This is a genomic window from Coprococcus sp. HCN-4056 (assembly GCF_037892645.1).
GTDB classification, from domain to species: Bacteria; Bacillota; Clostridia; order Lachnospirales; family Lachnospiraceae; genus Coprococcus; species Coprococcus ammoniilyticus.
In genome coordinates, this window is record NZ_JBBKBL010000003.1 from 271,937 (window position 1) to 291,430 (window position 19,494).

General features: G+C 41.8%; 16 protein-coding genes and 4 tRNA genes. 5 read left to right on the plus strand and 15 right to left on the minus strand.

The annotated features are described in order from the left end of the window. Positions 1-49 precede the first annotated feature (49 nt). Positions 50-292, minus strand: a complete 243-nt coding sequence (locus tag WKT03_RS06305; protein ID WP_340391231.1) for a hypothetical protein — start codon at positions 290-292, stop codon at positions 50-52. A 160-nt stretch (positions 293-452) separates the two neighbouring features. Beyond that, positions 453-836 carry a VOC family protein gene (locus tag WKT03_RS06310; protein ID WP_021944821.1) on the minus strand — a complete coding sequence of 128 codons (384 nt, stop codon included), beginning with the start codon at positions 834-836 and terminating at the stop codon, positions 453-455. A gap of 386 nt (positions 837-1,222) precedes the next feature. Here WKT03_RS06310 and mgtE point away from each other — a divergent pair, with 386 nt between their 5' ends. Next, positions 1,223-2,614 (plus strand): magnesium transporter, encoded by a 1,392-nt coding sequence (gene mgtE, locus WKT03_RS06315; protein ID WP_340391233.1) that lies wholly within the window; start codon positions 1,223-1,225, stop codon positions 2,612-2,614. A gap of 115 nt (positions 2,615-2,729) precedes the next feature. Here mgtE and WKT03_RS06320 read toward each other — a convergent pair whose 3' ends face one another. The 13 genes from WKT03_RS06320 to WKT03_RS06380 all read right to left on the minus strand — a co-directional run bounded on the left by WKT03_RS06320 (position 2,730) and on the right by WKT03_RS06380 (position 18,704). Further along, entirely contained in the window at positions 2,730-3,359 is a 630-nt protein-coding gene (locus WKT03_RS06320) for a helix-turn-helix domain-containing protein (protein WP_340391234.1), read from the minus strand. Positions 3,360-3,579: 220 nt separating this feature from the next. Then, the gene (locus tag WKT03_RS06325; RefSeq protein WP_340391236.1) at positions 3,580-4,356 is read right to left on the minus strand and encodes an ATPase; all 777 of its coding nucleotides are present in this window, start codon (positions 4,354-4,356) and stop codon (positions 3,580-3,582) included. Positions 4,357-4,834: 478 nt separating this feature from the next. Then, positions 4,835-7,390, minus strand: a complete 2,556-nt coding sequence (locus WKT03_RS06330) for a DNA internalization-related competence protein ComEC/Rec2 (protein ID WP_340391315.1) — start codon at positions 7,388-7,390, stop codon at positions 4,835-4,837. 122 nt (positions 7,391-7,512) lie between these two features. Continuing rightward, complete coding sequence (locus WKT03_RS06335) at positions 7,513-8,454, minus strand: GerMN domain-containing protein (protein WP_117785135.1); 942 nt, start codon at positions 8,452-8,454, stop codon at positions 7,513-7,515. Between the two features lie 11 nt (positions 8,455-8,465). Then, a complete protein-coding gene (locus tag WKT03_RS06340) occupies positions 8,466-9,926 on the minus strand; it encodes a sensor histidine kinase (protein WP_117785136.1) in 1,461 nt (486 codons plus the stop codon). A 49-nt stretch (positions 9,927-9,975) separates the two neighbouring features. After that, entirely contained in the window at positions 9,976-10,662 is a 687-nt protein-coding gene (locus tag WKT03_RS06345; protein ID WP_117808803.1) for a response regulator transcription factor, read from the minus strand. A gap of 34 nt (positions 10,663-10,696) precedes the next feature. Next, positions 10,697-11,395, minus strand: coding sequence for a helix-hairpin-helix domain-containing protein (locus WKT03_RS06350; RefSeq protein WP_340391240.1), 699 nt, complete (start codon positions 11,393-11,395; stop codon positions 10,697-10,699). A 182-nt stretch (positions 11,396-11,577) separates the two neighbouring features. Continuing rightward, positions 11,578-12,468 carry an acetylglutamate kinase gene (argB, locus tag WKT03_RS06355; protein WP_044945251.1) on the minus strand — a complete coding sequence of 297 codons (891 nt, stop codon included), beginning with the start codon at positions 12,466-12,468 and terminating at the stop codon, positions 11,578-11,580. 13 nt (positions 12,469-12,481) lie between these two features. Then, positions 12,482-13,708, minus strand: coding sequence for a bifunctional glutamate N-acetyltransferase/amino-acid acetyltransferase ArgJ (gene argJ, locus WKT03_RS06360; RefSeq protein WP_021943283.1), 1,227 nt, complete (start codon positions 13,706-13,708; stop codon positions 12,482-12,484). Positions 13,709-13,763: 55 nt separating this feature from the next. Further along, positions 13,764-14,804 (minus strand): N-acetyl-gamma-glutamyl-phosphate reductase, encoded by a 1,041-nt coding sequence (gene argC / locus WKT03_RS06365; RefSeq protein ID WP_021943282.1) that lies wholly within the window; start codon positions 14,802-14,804, stop codon positions 13,764-13,766. Between the two features lie 399 nt (positions 14,805-15,203). Next, entirely contained in the window at positions 15,204-16,745 is a 1,542-nt protein-coding gene (locus WKT03_RS06370) for a sodium:solute symporter family protein (protein WP_262529735.1), read from the minus strand. A 375-nt stretch (positions 16,746-17,120) separates the two neighbouring features. Continuing rightward, positions 17,121-17,633 carry a shikimate kinase gene (locus WKT03_RS06375; RefSeq protein ID WP_021943667.1) on the minus strand — a complete coding sequence of 171 codons (513 nt, stop codon included), beginning with the start codon at positions 17,631-17,633 and terminating at the stop codon, positions 17,121-17,123. A 126-nt stretch (positions 17,634-17,759) separates the two neighbouring features. Then, the gene (locus WKT03_RS06380) at positions 17,760-18,704 is read right to left on the minus strand and encodes an AEC family transporter (RefSeq protein WP_340391244.1); all 945 of its coding nucleotides are present in this window, start codon (positions 18,702-18,704) and stop codon (positions 17,760-17,762) included. Positions 18,705-19,055: 351 nt separating this feature from the next. Between WKT03_RS06380 and WKT03_RS06385 the strand changes: the two genes are divergently transcribed. The 4 genes from WKT03_RS06385 to WKT03_RS06400 all read left to right on the plus strand — a co-directional run bounded on the left by WKT03_RS06385 (position 19,056) and on the right by WKT03_RS06400 (position 19,484). After that, positions 19,056-19,130, plus strand: a tRNA-Pro gene (locus WKT03_RS06385). Positions 19,131-19,169: 39 nt separating this feature from the next. Beyond that, positions 19,170-19,240, plus strand: a tRNA-Gly gene (locus WKT03_RS06390). A gap of 38 nt (positions 19,241-19,278) precedes the next feature. Beyond that, positions 19,279-19,352: transfer RNA gene (locus WKT03_RS06395), tRNA-Arg, on the plus strand. A 58-nt stretch (positions 19,353-19,410) separates the two neighbouring features. Continuing rightward, positions 19,411-19,484: transfer RNA gene (locus tag WKT03_RS06400), tRNA-His, on the plus strand. The last annotated feature ends 10 nt before the right edge of the window (positions 19,485-19,494 follow it).

Consider the following 19,494-nt stretch of genomic DNA (forward strand, 5'->3'; position numbering starts at 1 on the left):
CTCCTTTCTTTCCTGTTCCAGTCCATTATGCCAAATACCGATTTGATTTTCAACACCTGTCTATGATATTCTTCCGTAATAACAGGATCTGCAGCAAAACCAGCACAACATGAAACAGGATAGTTGCGTTTCCCATCTCCATACCAAATACACAGGTAATCGTATATGGGATCGAGCTTACCGGCGATACCCCAAGGTTTGATTTTACCGATACGGCTATTCCTGCCGTCATGATAAATAAGCCTACCAGATATGCCACCAGCCGGATTCCCAATCGATCTTTCCACTTCATTTTCTCTCACCTTTCTCTTTCTGACTTTAAACCACAAAAAAAGTCTGGTATCATACATCTACCAGACTTTTATCTACTGATCTATTGTAAGAAATGGCACTGGCAAAGTCAAACGGCTTTGCGTATAGTTTGTGAGATATTACCAAATCCAGACCGAAATTCAGACCGTGATCTCGATCTGATTATCCTCGATACCTAGAACACAGCTCTCATAATATCCATCACCTGTCACCCGGGGTCCGCTGACAACTTTATATCCGTCCTCTTCCAGTCTTTTCGTCAATGCATCGACTTTCTCTCTGCTTCCAACTGAAAAAGCGAGATGAATATACCCTGTTCGTGCCAGCTCTTTTCTCACATTGGATACCCGTGGTTTCTGCATGATCTCCAGTCTTGCTCCATCCTCAAAGCTTAAAAAATACGACTGAAACTCTGTTTTCGGATTATAATACTGTTCTCCCGCAGCAGCATCAAAATACTTTATAAAAAATTCTTTTGTCTTTTCCAGATCCTCTACATACATTGCAACATGCTCGATCCGCATTTCTGATATCCTCCTGTTTTCTATGTATTTTAAAAATATAACCTAAATATAAAATTTACCCAATCCGAATTATCCAGGTTGTCAATTCAACTCTTTTCTGTTATAGTAGCAAAGGTTTTTGAGAATATCAAATACCAAAATCTAAAATTCGATTTTCAAACGGAGGTGAATTTTCATGGATAGTTGCGATCGTATTGGACGAAGTAAAATATGCGATGTTATGATAAGAAAGCATAAATGGATGTGGCTGTCTATGAAGATCCGATAACCCCATCTTATATTGTTGTGTGCCTTTTCATACATCGCATCAGACGATCCTGACCATCCGGTCTTCACACTGAGGCGATGTATTTTTATGTCTGAAAACAGGCAGGAAGGAGGTCACAATGACAAAAATCACAGTATTTAAAAAAGATTATGTAACAGAACTCGTAAAAATCATCCGTAATGCAAAGAACGCACAGGTATTGCAGAAGCATTTGGCAAACTATCACGACAAAGATGTCGCAGAAGCAATCACACGGCTAAACGAAACAGAACGAATGCACCTGTACACTATGATCGGCACCCCACGGCTCGCAGAGATCTTCTCTTATCTGGATGATGCCAAGCCGTATCTGGATGAACTGTCACTTGATAAAGCCGCAAGAGTCATATCCGATATGGATGCGGATGATGCTCTGGATATTCTGGATGAACTTTCCGCCGAACAACAACAGGAAATGGTTGCCCGTCTGGATGATGATTCCCGGAGAGATGTAAAGAAGCTGCTTTCTTACGAAGACGATGAGATTGGAAGCTGCATGACGAACAATTATATCTGTATTCCGGACACCTTATCCATCCGTGAAGCTATGAGTACACTGGTTCGGCAGGCAGGAGAACATGACAATATCTCGACGATCTATACCACTGATATAAATGGTCAGTTTTCCGGTGCTATCGATCTGAAAGATCTGATCATCGCACGGGAAAATGACTCTTTGTCAAATATTATCAGCCGCTCCTATCCGTCTGTATATGAGCATGTGAAGATTGCAGACTGTATCGAAGATCTCACCGATTATGAAGAGGATTCCATCCCGGTTTTATCGGAAAACGGAACCATTGCCGGTATCCTGACTGCAAATGATATCGTGGAACTGGTGGATAATGCTATGGGTGATGACTACGCAAAGCTCGCCGGTCTTACATCCGAAGAAGACCTGAACGAACCAACCTTTACCAGCATGAAAAAACGTCTGCCATGGCTCATCATCCTTCTGTTCCTTGGCATGGCGGTATCCTCTGTGGTAGGATTGTTTGAATCCGTTGTTGCGGTGCTTCCAATCGTAATATGCTTCCAGTCCCTTGTCCTTGATATGGCTGGAAATGTCGGCACACAGTCCCTCGCTGTTACGATCCGTGTACTTATGGACGAAGACCTGAGTGCTAAAAAGAAGCTTTCCCTTCTTATCAAAGAAATGAAGATCGGCTTCTTAAATGGTGCAAGTCTTGGAATCATGGCACTCCTGTTTTTAGGAATCTATATCCACTATTTTAAGAAATATATATGGGCATCTGCATTCCTGATCTCTGGCTGTGTCGGCATCTCGCTGATCGTTGCAATGGTGATCTCAAGCTTTGTCGGAACTATCATTCCTATGTTCTTCTACAAGATCCATATTGATCCTGCGGTTGCTTCCGGTCCACTCATTACAACGGTCAATGATCTGGTTGCCGTGATCACCTACTACGGACTGGCAATGGTATTTTTGATCAATATTTTTCATATTTAGGTTTTGAATCTTCATCGTTCCGGCAAAAGACAGGTTGTTTTCTATAACAGAAATCACTTCTCTTTTGCCAGGACTTTTTTACATCGTGTTTCTGTTTTCTTTTACCGGAACTTTTTTACATCATGTTTCTATCTTCTTTTGCCAGAACTTTTTTACACCAGGTTTTTGTTCCACATTTTGGACATTTCAAATATCTTGTTGAAATCATATGCATTCCCATTGTATATGCACCAAAGGTCGGAACAAACAGCTCATTGCAATGACGGCATTTGTAATAACCGATGGTGCGCTCACCTTCCATCGCAACCATAAGTCCACAACCAAATATAACACATGCGATCACTATCAGTAATATCTTAACCGGTACTGCGATCACCTCTGTATACACTGCAACAACCATGATCAATGTAATAAATGATATCGTTGCAATTAAACCCGTTATAATTGTAGGAATTAATTTCTTCTTGTTTTCTTCTCTTTCTTTAATCATATTCACCATATTTTCCTCCGCTTTCTTTTGATATTCTTCCTCAGACACTCTTGCACCGGACAACAGTTCATTTACCGTAATGTCCAGTTCCTTACATAAAGGTAATAACAGAGACACTTCCGGGAATCCCTTTCCACATTCCCATTTAGAAACTGTTTTATCACTGATATTCAGTTTTTCTGCAAGCTGCTTCTGTGTACAACCTTTTCTTTTTCTTTCTGCTGCAATAAACCTGCCTATACTGATCTGATCCATATCTGCCTCCTTTCTGACCAGATTATTACATACCTGCATCCGGCATCATACCCATAAAGCGTAGAAAATGGTGAATTTCTGCGGATTCTACGCACTGTAGAGTATAGTTTGCCACTTCTTTATACTAATTATATCATGTGCTTCGCACATTCTATGCATTCCGCAAAATCAGCATCCTTGCGAGCAAATAATTTTGCGTTCATTATATCAAATGTGTCATTTATCCGAAATAATATTCTGCCACTTGCTCTATTCTTTCCATTCCGATAGGACAAGCACTGGTTTCATATGTCATAATTAAATTAATAGATGGTATTATTCCATTATCACAATATGTTTTTATTTTCCTGCAGGCATGACTCGCATATTCCGGATTGTCCATCATACCGAAATGTTCCCAATAATAATACTCTCCTGTTTTTGGATGTCGAATCGTAAAATCCGGATACATTACTATCCCATCCAGCACCAATTGATTTTCATATCGAAATGGTATTCTTTCCCGGAATAAAACATTATCGATCATTGCTTCTGATTTAGAACGAAGATACTTGCCCTGCGTCCCTTTTATATTTAAATTCTCCGGATATTTCTTATTTGTTTCATATTCTTCTGTCATCCATGCTTCTAAATTTTCTGAATGCGGTCCAAATGCCTTTCCCAGCAATTCAATGTAACCATCATGTTCCAATAACATATCAGATGCATTATTTTCCTTTTGCACTTTTCTTATATACGCATTACACGCTTCAAGCTCGCACATTAAATCCTGTTTTCTTAACATATAATACTTTTTCATAGCAAGTTTTTCAGCCAAGAGTCTCTCTTTCTTTGACAGATATATTGACTTTCCTGCACTCTTCAAATACCATTTATATCCTTTTCCATTTTTGGCACATATTAATTCTTCTTTCGGAAATGTTTTCTCTAATATCTCTATCTTCTGTATTTCTTTTTTCAATTTGACGATTCTCTTTATTATTATATCTTTAATCATACGCATTCTCCTCGTTTCTTTTATGTTCTTTTTCTGCAATATTTTTATTGGTATAATTTCCATTTTTATTTGTTAATACCCCCGGAGAACACTTCTCCCATGGTATCAGGCTATTTCCCCACTTTGCATACCCTTCTGCTCATCCTGTTTGTGGTATATTGTCTAATTTTCTTTATCCATACCCTTGTTCAATCCGCTGTAGCGGGTATTATATTAGCTTGCTTTCTTCCATACCCTCGCCAATCTATTGTAGCGGGTATTATATTAGCTTGCTTTCTTCCATACCCTCGCCAATCTGTTGCTTCGGGTATTACACTTATTTGCTCTCTTCCATACCCCTTGCACCGACATTAGCCTTGGTATAACAGTTCATTTTCTTGAATAATACCCAAAATTCTTCTTTCATCGATGGTATTATCCAAATCTTTTCTCTCATATACCCATCATTTCATTTGGGGCTTGGTATCAATGCTTAATTTTATCCCCCGTACCCATGAAGCATAATTTTTCCTGCCCGTATCTGCAAAATTACAGCGCCGCTGCTGTCGGTGCGGTAAACCTCCGCACCAGCAGCCTGCAGTCTCTCCAGCGTTTCTTTATGCGGGTGACCATACCGGTTCTTTTTTCCACAACTAATCACCGCATACTGCGGCTTTATATATTGAAGAAATGACTCCGAGGTTGCATATCTGGAGCCATGATGCCCTGTTTTTAAAACATCAACCGCATCCAATCTTCCAGTCTCTGTCATCTGCTGTTCTGCTGTTTCCCCTGCATCGCCTGTAAACAAAAGACGAAAAGAACCGACACTTGCCTGCAGCACAAGAGAGGCTTCATTTGCATCTGTGTGAACATCCGATTCTCCCGGATATATGCATGCGATCCGAAATATCCCGGAAGCTCCGGCTTCCGGTTCAGAAAATATGCTACCCGCATCCATATATAAAACCTCAGTTCCATGCTGTTCTGCCTGATTGATCAGTTCCAGCAGCCGCTCCCGGTCGCCATATTCCGCCACAACAAGATTCCGGATCCGAATCCCGGTATGCTCCAGCTCATATAATTCCTGAAGCCCGGATATATGATCTTTATCCCCATGTGTTATAAAAACATAATCCAGTTCTGCCATCCCATAATACCGAAGAGCAGGAAGCAGAACATATTCTCCTACCTTCTTATTATCCGATGAGCCACAATCGATCATAATATTCGTTCCCTGTTCCGTCCGGATCAGTATGCCATCCCCCTGCCCGACATCCAGAAAGGCAACCGTAAATGAATGGTCGAGCACGCTTCTTGCATATATACAGAATATCAGCACGACAAAAATCTCTGCGATCCCATACCGGATTTTTCTGTGTTTCCGTTCCTTTATCGTCTGCTGATCACACTTTTCTTCCACTGCCTGATTTCTACGGACCTGCCATTTTGACTTTTTTACGATTTTTTGAGTCTGTTTGCCTTCCGTTCTGTTTCCTCTATCTGCTCTCATCCTGGTCATAAAATATAAGGATATCAGTAACGCAATATAATAACCCACCACCAGCTTCACCGGAATATGTCCGATATTGATACAGGCTCCGGGAAGCTGTTCCATCCCCTGACACAACATTTCATATAACCACAAAATCCCCTTCACCGGAATCGTAAGCCATCCGGCCGCCTGAAGTGACATGCAGCCACAGATAACCGTTCCGATCCCACCGGTCAGGACGACCGATACACATGGCACAACGATCAGATTTAATAAAATACCATACAATGGAAACTGGTAATAATAGTAGACGATCACCGGCAAGGTCGCCAGAAAGGTTGCCATGCTGACAGTAAGCGATTGCCGGATTTTCTCCCCTGCGCCAAATATGTGTTGCAACACCGTCCCTGCACCAAGCTTATTGATTAGGTCAGCACTTCCCCTTTTGCTAAATACCTGTTGTAACACCGGCACGATCACAGCTATCCCGGTTATCGCTGCAAATGAAAGCTGAAATCCGGCATCTAATACAACATAAGGATTTATCACCGACATCCATACCCCGGCAATTCCTGTTGAGGTCAGAAGATCCACCGAACGCCCAATGGCTTTCCCAAATAACAGGAGCCCCATCATAATGATCGCCCGCATCGTTGATCCTGCAAGTCCGGTCATCTGTCCATACAGAATAACCAGAATACTGCATCCAATTCCCGCACTCCAGTAGGAAACTCCCCATTTTCGCATACGCCGATACAAGGTCATACCAATGATCGCAATATGTAATGCCGATATTGCAAGAATATGTGCAATACCATTCAACTGATACATCCGTTTCACGTCACCGTCCATCCCCTGCCGTTCACCCAGAAGCATCGCCCGTATCACAGATGCATCCTCCTCGCCGTATAAGTTACCAATTACATCTGATATCCGTTTTCGGAGCTTCCGGAGCCCCGCCCGTATATGCGAGTACTGTTTTCCTGTTTTCTGCAGCTCTGCATCTGAAAGTATAAGAAAGATCCCCTGGCTCCTGTAGTATCGATATGCATCAAAGGCTCCCGGATTTCCCGCATGCTCCGGCTGTTCAAATCTGCCGGCAAATACTGCCTCCTGTCCCGGATACAAGGTTATACCTTTCTCCACATACACAAGCAGCTTCATATTTTCATGAAACCCAGTCCATTCTTCACCGGACATTCCTCTTGCATCCACGATCTTAATAAAGACCTGCTGCCTGTTTTCCGTTTCCTTTATCTCGTATATCGTTCCGGAAATTGTTCCGGAACAACCGTTCAGCCGGGAAGCATATTGTTCCTGCTCATGCAATATGTTGATATTCATATACCCCATTCCGGCAAACAGCACATATATGAGAATTCCGACAGTTATTCTTACTGTTCGTTTTACATCCACACTCCGCTTTGTCTGTCTTCGCCTGTCCGACATCCGTATTTTTTCATCCCGGCCGGACTCTTCTTTCTGTTTTTGCTGTTTTTGCCTTTTTCCCTGTTTTTGCCCTTTTTCTCCCGTAAACAGAAAAAAGGCTGCAACTATCATTGCAGCCAAAGTAAACCACCTGCTGCCAGCAATCGCCTCCGCCTCTCCAAGCATAAATGCACATGCGGCCCAAAATAGTGGTCTTTTTATTTTCTTTTCCTCCGCTATCTGTCAGTACCTGTCTAATTACACATTGAATAATTCGCTGTGTATGTCTCTGAGAAATCCAAATTCTCTCCATATACAAGATCCTGACTGCCTTCTACCTCAAATACAACACCATCCACATCTGACAGCTCTGTCAGAGAATCAACCAGCGAATAAATGATCACTTTGTCATCATAATCACCGACATGATCCAAAAAGGTCTTGCTGAAATTAACATAACACACCCGATCCAACACATAGATATCAAGAATATCTACATCCTTATCGATCGGACTCTTCCATTCCTGGGAATTTCGAAGTGCTTCCATGATCTGTTCCTCCGGTGCTTTGTAAGACAACGCATCAATCTCCGTCGTATGCTTATCCAGCCGTTTTCCGGTATTATCCGGCGTATAGATCGTCACGGAATAAGAAGCCTCCATAAAATTATCACCGATCGTTGAAAATGATTCCGCATTGTAAACACTTGTATCTACCTTCTTCTCTCCAATCAGATCCGACAATTCAAATGAAACCCCTGAAATACCATTTACCTGACACAGGGTTTTTGTAAATGCCATTTTACACAACAGGATCTGATAATTCTCTGCGGTATCATAATCCAGATTGAACATGATCGTTACCAGTCCTTTTCCATCATAAGAATATCGCTGATAGGTCATTCCATCTGCAACCGGAATCTTATAAAGCTGCTCGTCTTCTGTTGATATCAACAGATTCATCAGCTTATCTATCACATTTTCCGTTGATTCCAACTGATCGATCTTCGTATCATAGACAGAAAACTCTGTCCATTTCTGATTCATATAATATACGGAATATGTCTGCATCCCGGCATCCGTACCGGTATCTGTTCTCTGACTCTCCGCATGTCCATTTTTCCCACATCCGGTCATAAACAGCAGAGCCACAACTAACAGCATCCCGCTTATAATATGCATGATCCGTTTCTCCATCTTCTGCTCCTTTATTTCACATAGTTCATCGGAACACGTACTGTAAATGTGGTTCCCTTTCCAGGCTCACTGTACACATTTATAATACCCTTATGCATAACGATAATATTCTTTGAGATTGCAAGTCCAAGACCGGTCCCTCCGGTATCCCTGCTTCTCGCCTTATCTACTCTGTAGAAACGTTCGAATATATGCTCTACACAATCCTCCGGAATACCAACACCGGAATCGGCAACCTTAATATACAGATTCTTATGATCGGCATTCAGGGATACGCGGATCCATCCGCCATCCACATTATATTTGATTCCATTTTCGATCAGATTGGAGATTGCCAGCGTAAACTTCACCTTATCAATATCAGCTTCCACTTCCCGGAAGCTTTCAAATGTGATCTCAATGCTTCTCTTTTCTGCCAGAGGCGTCAACCGTTTCAGAATAACCTCCATCAGCTCATTGATATCCACCCGCTCGATATTCAGGCTGTCTGATCCCTTATCTGTCTTGACCAGCGTCAGCAGATCACTGATGATCTGCGCTTCACGGTCAATCTCTAAAACAATATCGTTCATGAATTCCCGGTACATCTCAACCGGAACATTATCCTGCATCAAGATCGATTCTGATAAAACCTTCATTGAAGTAATCGGTGTTTTCAGCTCATGTGATACATTTGATACAAATTCCTGCCGGGATTCCTCCAACAACTGCGATTTGGCAAATATCCCATTCATATTGTCAACAACGCTCCCAGCTTCTCGCCATAAGCCATCCGATGAAATCTGTCCCAGAAATCCATCCTTCATATTTACAAGTTGACTCTTGATCTTTCTGGTATCACGAACCGCCATATAAGAAATGAAAAATGCTGTCAGCACCCCGATCACCATAAAAATACAGATCAAGATATTGGCACGGTATGACAAATATCCTCTTTCATTTTCCATGCTTTCCAGACTGACTGCGATCACAGCTACATCATCAATATAACCTTCCCGGTTCACCACAGGAAACATATACTCAATGTAGGACTGTTCCCGTACCAGCCGTTCGTCTCTGTCTCCCTTCATGATCTCATAGATATCATTATTCATGATATAGGTATCCTTCAACAGACGAAAGCTGTCATAGGCTACCCTGTAATCAGTATCTACGATCATAACTCTGGCAGACAGGCTGTACGCCAGAGTGTTCATACCATGAAAAGTCTTGCTTGTACCTTCTGTTTCCGAATTAATATCATTGATCAGATATTCCAGATTTTTTGCGTTTTCCTGCAACAGTGTTTCACAATCACTATATCTCTGATTCAACATCAACTGCAGCAGAACCGTTTTCATACTGATTGAGATCAGATAAAAACCTGCCATGATCATTACAAAGATAACAACCTGAAGACTGATCCTCCGCCTGCTGTTTTTCCAGACATTTTTATTCTTATTTTCTACATTTTCATCTTTACTTTTTTCCATTCCAAAAAAATCCAGTAAGATAGGAATGCTTTACGCATTCCCTGTCTCATCATCCTTTAAAATAGTAGCCAACGCCCCATTTTGTATGAATATACACCGGCTCACCCGGATTCTCCTCAATCTTCTCACGAAGTCTTCTTACATGAACATCCACAGTTCTGGCATCTCCCGGATATGTACTGCCCCAGATCGTATCTAACAGTTCATTTCTGGAATAAACCTTATTCGGATGCGCCATCAGAAGCTCAAGCAAATCGAATTCTTTTGCTGTCAGATTCAGTTCCTTTCCATGAACAAATACACGGCGGCTATCCAATTCTACCTTCATGCCATTGATTTCTAAAATATTTACCGGTTTTACAGGCTCTGCCTTTTTTCCGCTTCTTCTTAAGATAGCTTTGATCCTTGCCTTTACCTCCAGTATGTTAAATGGTTTGGTGATATAATCATCTGCACCATATTCAAGACCCATGATCTTATCCATATCCTCACCCTTGGCCGTCAGCATAATGATCGGAACATTGGAAAATTCACGCACCATCTGACATACTTCAATTCCGGTATAAACCGGGATCATGATGTCTAACAGAACGATATCATAATCATTGTTTTTGATCTTCTCAAACGCCTCTCCGCCATCATATGCCACGTCTACTTCCATATCATCCTGTTCCAGACTGAATTTCAGACCTTTCACGATCAGTTTCTCATCATCTACGACCAATACCTTTTTCATACCAGATTTCCACCTTTCCTTTGTTTCTATATCTCTACCGACCCACGCAAATATCGTTTTTTATCTTCTGATATAAATTCTCTCCGATACCATTCACATTCATAATATCTTCTGTTTTTTCAAATGCACCCTGTGTCTCTCTGTAAGTTATGATATTCTCCGCCTTTGCTTCACCAATCCCGGACAATGACATCAGTTCCTCTTTCCCGGCAGTATTGATATTCACTACTCCCGCTTCCATTGTCTGTCCGTTCGTTTCTGTTTCCGGATCCTGCCAGCGTTCTGGCTGCTCCTGCACCTCTTCCTCCGTCGGAAAATAAATCCTCTGTCCATCCTCGATAAAGTCTGCAAGATTTACCACCTGCTCCGCAGCATTCTCTGCAAATCCGCCTGCTGCAAGAAGTGCATCATTGATCCTTGCACCTATCGGGAGTTCATATACCCCTTCTTGTTTTACTGCCCCACAGACAAATACACAGATTCCTGTGTCTTTTATAGCTTCTGTGTCTTTTATAGCTTCTGTGTCTATTATGGCTTCTGTGTCTTCCTGATCCCTTTCTGTAACAGAACCTACCACGGCGTCTTCGGCATATGCCGTATCATTCTGTGAACCGGTATTCTGCTCTGTTGTCTCAAGTATCATGCCATTTTTCCGACATCCGGCCAGAGTAATCTCGGACAACAACATCCATCCGGCAAGTCCTACATATAACAGTTTTTTCTTTATTATCATACCTGCATACCTCCTTGATATGCCGGTACACTCATGCACACCCCCATTTTAACGAACTTCGATTCCTTTTACAATAGCAAAATAGAAAAAGACCAGTCCTGCGGCATCCGATTTTTCTCGTTATCGGTGCACAGCTCCGGTCTTTTTCTGTTTTACTTTTAACTTTTCATTGAATGTGCTTCTTAGAATAATGGCTCTTTTAAGATTGCAGTACCGATACCCTTCTGAGTAAAGAACTCAAGAAGCAGGCAATGCTTCAGGCGACCATCCAAAATATGAACTCTTGATACACCATTTTCCATTGCTGTGATACAGTTATTAAGCTTTGGAAGCATACCACCGCCGACAACACCTTTCTCAATGATATCCTTTGCCTCATGGATATCCATTTCTGAGATCAGGGTAGACTTATCTGTCGGATCGATAAATACACCTTCAATATCTGTTAAGAATACCAGCTTTTCTGCCTTTAATGCTGTTGCAACAGCACATGCAGCATCATCAGCATTAATATTATAATCCTCATATTCTTCACTGACACCGATAGGAGCGATAACAGGTATAAAATCCTGATCGACCAGTGCATCGATCACCTCTGTATCAACCTTTGTGATCTCGCCTACATAACCGATATCTTTTCCGCCCGGCAGACGCTTCTTAACGGTAAACAGTCCACCATCCTTTCCACTGATACCCACAGCCTTTAAACCAACCTTCTGCATCATGCTGACAAGACTCTTATTTACCTTGGATAATACCATCTCGGCAATCTCCATTGTCTCCCCGTCTGTTACACGAAGTCCATTGATAAATTCAGGCTCTTTTCCAATCTTCTCTACCCATTTGCTGATCTCCTTACCGCCACCATGCACGATAACCGGTTTCAGTCCAACCAGCTTTAATAATGCAACATCTTCGATCACATTGTATTTCAGATTCTCATCCAACATAGCACTTCCGCCATATTTTACAACAATTGTTTTCCCCTGAAATTTCTTGATATAAGGCAAAGCCTCGATCAGTGTCTGTGCTTTTGATATTACCTGATCTACTGTATAATCTCCCTTTACCATCTTATTTACTTCCTCACTTTCTATACTCTGCATTTATCTTGATATATTCATATGTAAGGTCACAGCCCCACGCGGAAGCTGTCTCTGTACCGGCATGCATATCCGCATGAAAACATACCTGATCCGGCGACAGGATCTCCGTCGCTCTTTCTTCATCATAATCGGTACAGACCCCGTTTTCAACTATTTTTAAGGAACCGGCCTCACTGGATATTATAATATCTACCTTATATGGATCAAAAGCGATCCCGCTCTGTCCCATCGCGCACACCAGACGTCCCCAGTTCGCATCCGAACCGTATACGGCGCATTTTACAAGGTTTGATGTCACCACGGATTTTGCAAGCTTTCTTGCGCCCTCCTTGGATTCCGCCCCTGCTACCTGTACCTGAAACATCCTCGTCGTTCCCTCGCCGTCCGCTGCGATCAGCTTCACGAAGTAGGTATTGATATATCGAAGTGCCTCCGCAAATGCCGGATAGTCCGCATCCGTTTCAAGCAGCTCATCATTTCCTGCCATGCCATTTGCAAATATCATAACGGTGTCATTCGTTGAAGTATCCCCATCGACAGATAACATATTATAAGTGTCTATGACATCATTTCTCAGTGTTTTCTGCAATAACTCCTGACTGATATTCAGATCCGTTGTCAGGAATCCAAGCACCGTTCCAAGATTCGGATTGATCATACCGGAACCTTTGCACATGCCTCCGACGGTAACTGTCTTCCCTTTGATCTGCAGCTTTACCGCGATCTCTTTCTTATATACATCGGTCGTCATAATGGCTTCCGCCGCATGACTTCCACTTTCCAAATCATCGGAAAGCATTCCTGAAAGTTCGCGGATTCCATGCGCGATCGTCTCCATCGGAAGCCTTATACCTATTACTCCGGTCGAAGCAACCGCAACCTGATCAGCCGGTACCTGAAGTTCTACTGCCGCAAGCTCTGCCATATGCGCCACATCAACATCTCCTGCTTCTCCGGTACATGCATTTGCCACTCCACTGTTTACAACCAGTGCCTGACATAAGCCGATATCGTCACATAATGCTTTGTCCCACATAACAGGTGCAGCCTTGACTACATTCTGTGTAAATACTCCAGCTGTCTTCGCCGGACACTTGCTGACTAGCAATGCCATGTCTTTTTTCTTTTTATTTTTTCTTACTCCGGCGTGCATACCTGCTGCCAGAAATCCGATTGGAGCTGTCACTCCGCCGGAAATGATCTCCATACCGATCACCGCCTTATATCATCTGTTCTTCCACGATATCCGATGCCGTTACTCTTTATGGGAATACCGGAGCCATCAGCAGTCCTTCTTCTTCCGGAAGTCCAAACATAATATTCATATTCTGAACTGCCTGACCGGCTGCTCCCTTTACCAGATTATCAAGTGCTCCCATTGCAATGATACGTCCGGTTCTTTCATCAATCTTAAAGTTGACATCTACATAATTGCTGCCCTCTACCCAACGTGTCTCCGGACATACATCCTTGTCAAGAACACGGACAAATCTCTCGTTTGCATAATATTTGTCATATGCAGCACGAACAGTATCGTAATCTACCTTTTCTTTTAATGAAGCATATGCCGTAACCAGAATACCACGATTCATCGGAACCAGATGTGGTGTGAAATTAATCATGATCGGACTGCCGTATGCATATCCCAGCTGTTCTTCGATCTCCGGTGTATGGCGATGAGTCGTTACTCCATATGCCTTAATGCTTTCATTTACCTCACAGAACAGGTTCGGGATCTTTGCTCCTCGTCCTGCTCCTGATGTACCGGACTTAGCATCTACAATGATCGTATTCGGATCAATCAACTTCTCTTTTACAAGCGGATATAAGGAAAGAATAGAGCAGGTTGTATAACAGCCCGGATTTGCCAGAAGTCTGCATCCCTTTACCTTATCTCTGTTGATCTCACACAGACCATATACGGCCTCGTCGATAAATTCCGGACTCTTATGCTCGATCTTGTACCACTTCTCGTAAGTAGCAACATCCTTAATTCTGAAATCCGCACTCAGATCAATGATCTTAACCTTTGATAAGATATTCTCATTTACAAGAGAAGAACATAAACCCTGTGGGGTTGCAGTGAAAATAACATCCACTTTCCCAGCCAGTTCATCCATGTTCTCGCCCAGACAGGTTGCATCCACGATCTGAAACATGTTTCCAAATACTTCGTAATATTTCTTATCTATAAAACTTCTGGAACCATACCAGACTATTTCCACATCCTTATGTCCAAGAAGAATTCTTACTATTTCCTGACCGGCATATCCGGTTGAACCAATAATTCCTGCTTTTATCATATCTTACTCCAATCTGCTGCAACCGGTCATTTTCCGTTACAGCCATCGTCCTATTTGTATTTCTACACATTCACTTATCTTACTCTCTGCATTTTCTTCCGTCAACCGCTTTCATAGGAAAATACAGTTCGTATAATCTTCCATGATTATACAGTTATTATGTATAATATTCAAGCATTAATTAATAAATATGCAAAAATATTTTTTATTTTTATATCCCAGCATTGCATTCTTAATTTGATCATACATGTTTTATATATTTTTCAAATTATTATATTATGCAGAAAATGTTATATTTAAGGCAGCATTATTGCATTTCTCATAAAAATCAAAGCCGGCAGAACAGGATATCTTCCTTCTGCCGGCTTTATGCATGTCATGTATATTTTGTGTATAATATTAATCCAGTGCTTCTTTCTGAGGTACGGTTACTGTCGCTTCATAGCAGGAGAAGATCTCCTCTACGTGCTTCTGATCCGGTTTCTTTGTGATCAGACTGACGATCGGAACAAGGATCAATCCACCGATCATCGCTACTGCACCACAGTTTACAGGTGACTGTAATGCCTGTGGAAAACTAAATAACTGCCATGTATTACTGATAAAGTTCAGTGTCATGATGCCTACGCCCCAGATAAAACTAACAAGGCAGGCTGCCACTGTCGTGCGTTTCCAGTACAGACCATATAAAAACGGAGCCAGACAGGCACCTGCGATCGCACCCCATGAAATACCCATAAGCTGTGCGATAAATGCCACCTTGCTGGAATACTGAATGACTGCAATGACCGCCGATAATGCGATAAATACTACCAGCATGATCCGCATTGTAAGGACCTGCTTCTTCTCTGACATTTTCGGTGCGATCGATGCTTTGATAAAGTCGATCGTAAGTGTGGAGCTTGAGGTCAGAACCAATGAAGATAAGGTAGACATCGAAGCAGATAATACAAGGATAACCACCAGTCCCATCAATACTTCCGGAAGATTCTCAAGCAGGTGTGGAATGATCGCATCAAATCCTTCTGTTGCTACATCCGTCTCGGTCAGACGTCCAAAACCACCAAGGAAATAACATCCTCCGGCTACGATCGTTGCAAATAAAGTAGATACGATCGTTCCAGTCTTGATTGATTTCTCATCTTTGATCGCATAAAATTTCTGGATCATCTGAGGAAGGCCCCATGTTCCAAGTGAGGTTAATATGACAACACATACCAGATTGAAGATATCCGGTCCAAGGAAGGATGCAAATACACCCGGTGTATCCGAAACCGCCGGATCATTTACACGAGCCAGCTTGTCTAACGCACCTGTAAGTCCGCCTCTCTCGTTTAATACTGCATAGATAACTGCTACTATACCAACCAGCATGATCAGTCCCTGAATAAAGTCATTGATCGCTGTCGCCATATACCCGCCAACAATTACATAGATACCGGTAAGAACTGCCATAGCAACAACACAGATCTTGTAATCAATGTCGAACGCCATTCCAAACAATCTGGAAAGACCGTTATACAATGAAGCCGTATATGGGATCAAGAATATGAATATGATCCAGGAAGAAATGATCTTCATGGATTTGCTGTTATATCTTCTCTCAAAGAATTCCGGCATTGTTCTGGAATCCAGCTTCTGCGTGATCAGTCTGGTTCTTCTGCCAAGCACTACCCATGCAAGCAGAGATCCAAGGATCGCATTTCCAATTCCGATCCATGTGGATGCAATTCCGTATTTCCATCCAAACTGTCCTGCATATCCAATAAAAATAACTGCCGAAAAATAGGACGTACCATATGCAAATGCTGTAAGCCATGGGCCTACGCTTCTTCCTCCCAGTACAAATCCGTTCACATCTGTGGCCTGTTTTCTTGCATAAAATCCTACACCGATCATTATGCCAAAGAATACAACAAGCATAATCACTTTAATAACCATGTCGACCTCCCGTCACTTCTCATTTTTGTATTCGCAGAATTTTACAGCCAACTTTCCACCAACAATAGCGCATCTTATAATTTCTGATTTTCGAATTCTGACATAATCCGGCTCATTTTGCTTTATTGCGTTGAAGTCAAGCAACTTTAAAGTTCTACGTTTTAAACCACAAAATAGATTATATTGGATACATCCATTTTCGTCAATATAAAAAACGACTTCCTTGCAGATATTTTTTCAGCTTTCGCCAAATATTCCATTCTGCTGTTCAGAAGTCGTTTTTCCAATCTGTTTTTAGCACTTCATAAACCCGCTGCATAGATCCAAATTCATATCATTACTTTGGATCTATGCTGTTTACGCTCGATCTTCACATTAATGTGTCTTCTCATATGCCAACACTTTTTCTGCAATCGTATCCATGAGTTCTTCTACGGAAAGTCCCTCGGCTTTTACCGTGATCTGTGCATATTTTTCATACAATAAGATTCTCTCGTTATAAAGATCCTTTAAAGTCTGACCATCCTTTAACACTACGCCACGCCGTTTTACATTTTCCAGTCTGGAAGCGATCACTCCATATGGAAGCTCGATATATACTACAATATCATTTTTTACATAATGCTGCATGGCTTCATCACAGTATACGACACTTCCTCCGGTTGCAATAACCGTATTCTTTAAGTCAATTTCTTTGTTTACATCATTTTCTATCTGAAGGAACCCATCATCTCCATATTCTGCGATCAGCTCACGAAGCAGCTTACCATGCTTCTTCTGGATCAACACATCTGCATCTACAAAATCAAATCCAAGAACCTTGGCAAGTACCACACCGATCGTACTCTTTCCACAACCAGGCATTCCGATCAAAACTATATTTTTCATCTTCTTTCTCCATTCTCTGTATTTTAATTTTCTATATTATCCTAATCTTTTCATTTGTTCTCTGTATTCATTACTTCTAATTTAATCCCATTTCTGTTTATTCAAGGATTTTTATTATTACTTGTGTCATATACATCCCATAACGCGAAGGACATATACCCATACCGTTATCGTGATCGATGAAAACAGGGTTGTCAGCACGATCGTATTTGATGACAGGACTTCATCATTATTCATATTCTTAGCCATGATATAACAGGTTACCGTGGACGGTGAGCCTGTCATGATCAGGATTGCTGCCAATTCACTCGGTGCAAACCCAAGCTTAACCGCAATCGGCATATAGATCAAAGGAAATACGACTAGCTTCATAAGAGCTGCTGTAACCGCAGGCTTCATTTTCTCCAGTGCTGCTTTTGTATTAAAACCTGCTCCTATGGCGATCAATGCGATCGGAGTCGCCGTCTGTGCGATATAATTGATCGTCTTCATCGGTATCGCAGGAATCGGAATATTCAATAATGAAAACGGAACTCCGAGCACGATGCCGATTATGATCGGATTCTTTAAAATATTAATGCATGCCGTTTTGATTCCGTCTGCACCATGGATATTATCTCTGCCCCCAAAGGTCAACATAATAACGGACAGGATATTGAACAATGGTACCGCCGCAACGATCATAAGCGGAGCCGTCCCTGAGCTTCCACAGATATTTTCTACAAAGGCAATTCCAAGCACCGCCGCGCTTCCTCTTGCCGATGCCTGCGCAAACGCTCCGACCATCGTCTTATCCCGGCAATATATCTTTGCAAAGCACCATGCACATGCAAACATAATAAAAGTTCCGAAGAAACAAAACGCCACAAATTTCATATTTACGTCTTTTAATACCGAGGTTGTTGCGATATCCCGAAACAAAAGCACCGGAAGGGATACCTTAAACACATATTTATTTGCTATATTTGCAAATTCATCATTGATCAGCCCAATCCGTTTCAGAAACCACCCCAACAGGATCACCAGAAAGATCGGCACTGTCGCATTTATACTAAATAAAAAATCACTCATTCCATTCTCTCTTTTCTTAATTAAACTGTCGCAGCCCTTACTATAGCACAGCTTGTTACCCGATTCAATTTTTATCCGATTTTTTTAAAAGATCTATATGCAACAGATACACACCTGCCAGACCTCGAAAACTTTAAATTAATGCTAAAATGTATGAGATTATCATCAGTCCATATATAATATTCAAAAAAATAAATACTGGAAAGTGGCTTAAAACCTAAGGAAATCCGCTCTGTCAAAAAAAATGCAAAAAAAAATAAAATTTATTGTTGACATCAAGGGGGTGTTTATGTATAATATGTCTTGCGTCAGAGATATGACGAACATAAAAAAACGACAAACACTTTGTTCCGGGGTGTGGCTCAGCTTGGCTAGAGCGCTTGATTTGGGATCAAGAGGTCGCAGGTTCGAATCCTGTCACCCCGACTTAGATAATCATAAATCTAAACACTGTTAAGCAATCATGCGGGTGTAGTTCAATGGTAGAACACTAGCCTTCCAAGCTAGATACGTGGGTTCGATTCCCATCACCCGCTCTTTATTTTCGCTAATATTTATAGCGGGAATTTAAAATGTGTCCGTAGCTCAGCTGGATAGAGCAACGGCCTTCTAAGCCGTGGGTCGGGGGTTCGAATCCCTTCGGGCACATTTATTTGTTTCATTCTGTGGCACTACTGCTGTTCCATATGGATGTTTCACTTATATGGTGGGTATGGCGCAGTTGGCTAGCGCGCCAGATTGTGGCTCTGGAGGCCGAGGGTTCGAGTCCCTCTATCCACCCTTTTCTTTA

Excerpts from the sequence above, each read along its gene's own strand:
- WKT03_RS06305 (WP_340391231.1), bottom strand. The coding sequence starts at position 292 with ATGAAGTGGAAAGATCGATTGGGAATCCGGCTGGTGGCATATCTGGTA.
- WKT03_RS06310 (WP_021944821.1), bottom strand. The coding sequence starts at position 836 with ATGCGGATCGAGCATGTTGCAATGTATGTAGAGGATCTGGAAAAGACA.
- mgtE (WP_340391233.1), top strand. The coding sequence starts at position 1,223 with ATGACAAAAATCACAGTATTTAAAAAAGATTATGTAACAGAACTCGTA.
- WKT03_RS06320 (WP_340391234.1), bottom strand. The coding sequence starts at position 3,359 with ATGGATCAGATCAGTATAGGCAGGTTTATTGCAGCAGAAAGAAAAAGA.
- WKT03_RS06325 (WP_340391236.1), bottom strand. The coding sequence starts at position 4,356 with ATGATTAAAGATATAATAATAAAGAGAATCGTCAAATTGAAAAAAGAA.
- WKT03_RS06330 (WP_340391315.1), bottom strand. The coding sequence starts at position 7,390 with ATGATAGTTGCAGCCTTTTTTCTGTTTACGGGAGAAAAAGGGCAAAAA.
- WKT03_RS06335 (WP_117785135.1), bottom strand. The coding sequence starts at position 8,454 with ATGGAGAAACGGATCATGCATATTATAAGCGGGATGCTGTTAGTTGTG.
- WKT03_RS06340 (WP_117785136.1), bottom strand. The coding sequence starts at position 9,926 with ATGGAAAAAAGTAAAGATGAAAATGTAGAAAATAAGAATAAAAATGTC.
- WKT03_RS06345 (WP_117808803.1), bottom strand. The coding sequence starts at position 10,662 with ATGAAAAAGGTATTGGTCGTAGATGATGAGAAACTGATCGTGAAAGGT.
- WKT03_RS06350 (WP_340391240.1), bottom strand. The coding sequence starts at position 11,395 with ATGATAATAAAGAAAAAACTGTTATATGTAGGACTTGCCGGATGGATG.
- argB (WP_044945251.1), bottom strand. The coding sequence starts at position 12,468 with ATGGTAAAGGGAGATTATACAGTAGATCAGGTAATATCAAAAGCACAG.
- argJ (WP_021943283.1), bottom strand. The coding sequence starts at position 13,708 with ATGGAGATCATTTCCGGCGGAGTGACAGCTCCAATCGGATTTCTGGCA.
- argC (WP_021943282.1), bottom strand. The coding sequence starts at position 14,804 with ATGATAAAAGCAGGAATTATTGGTTCAACCGGATATGCCGGTCAGGAA.
- WKT03_RS06370 (WP_262529735.1), bottom strand. The coding sequence starts at position 16,745 with ATGGTTATTAAAGTGATTATGCTTGTTGTATTCTTTGGCATAATGATC.
- WKT03_RS06375 (WP_021943667.1), bottom strand. The coding sequence starts at position 17,633 with ATGAAAAATATAGTTTTGATCGGAATGCCTGGTTGTGGAAAGAGTACG.
- WKT03_RS06380 (WP_340391244.1), bottom strand. The coding sequence starts at position 18,704 with ATGAGTGATTTTTTATTTAGTATAAATGCGACAGTGCCGATCTTTCTG.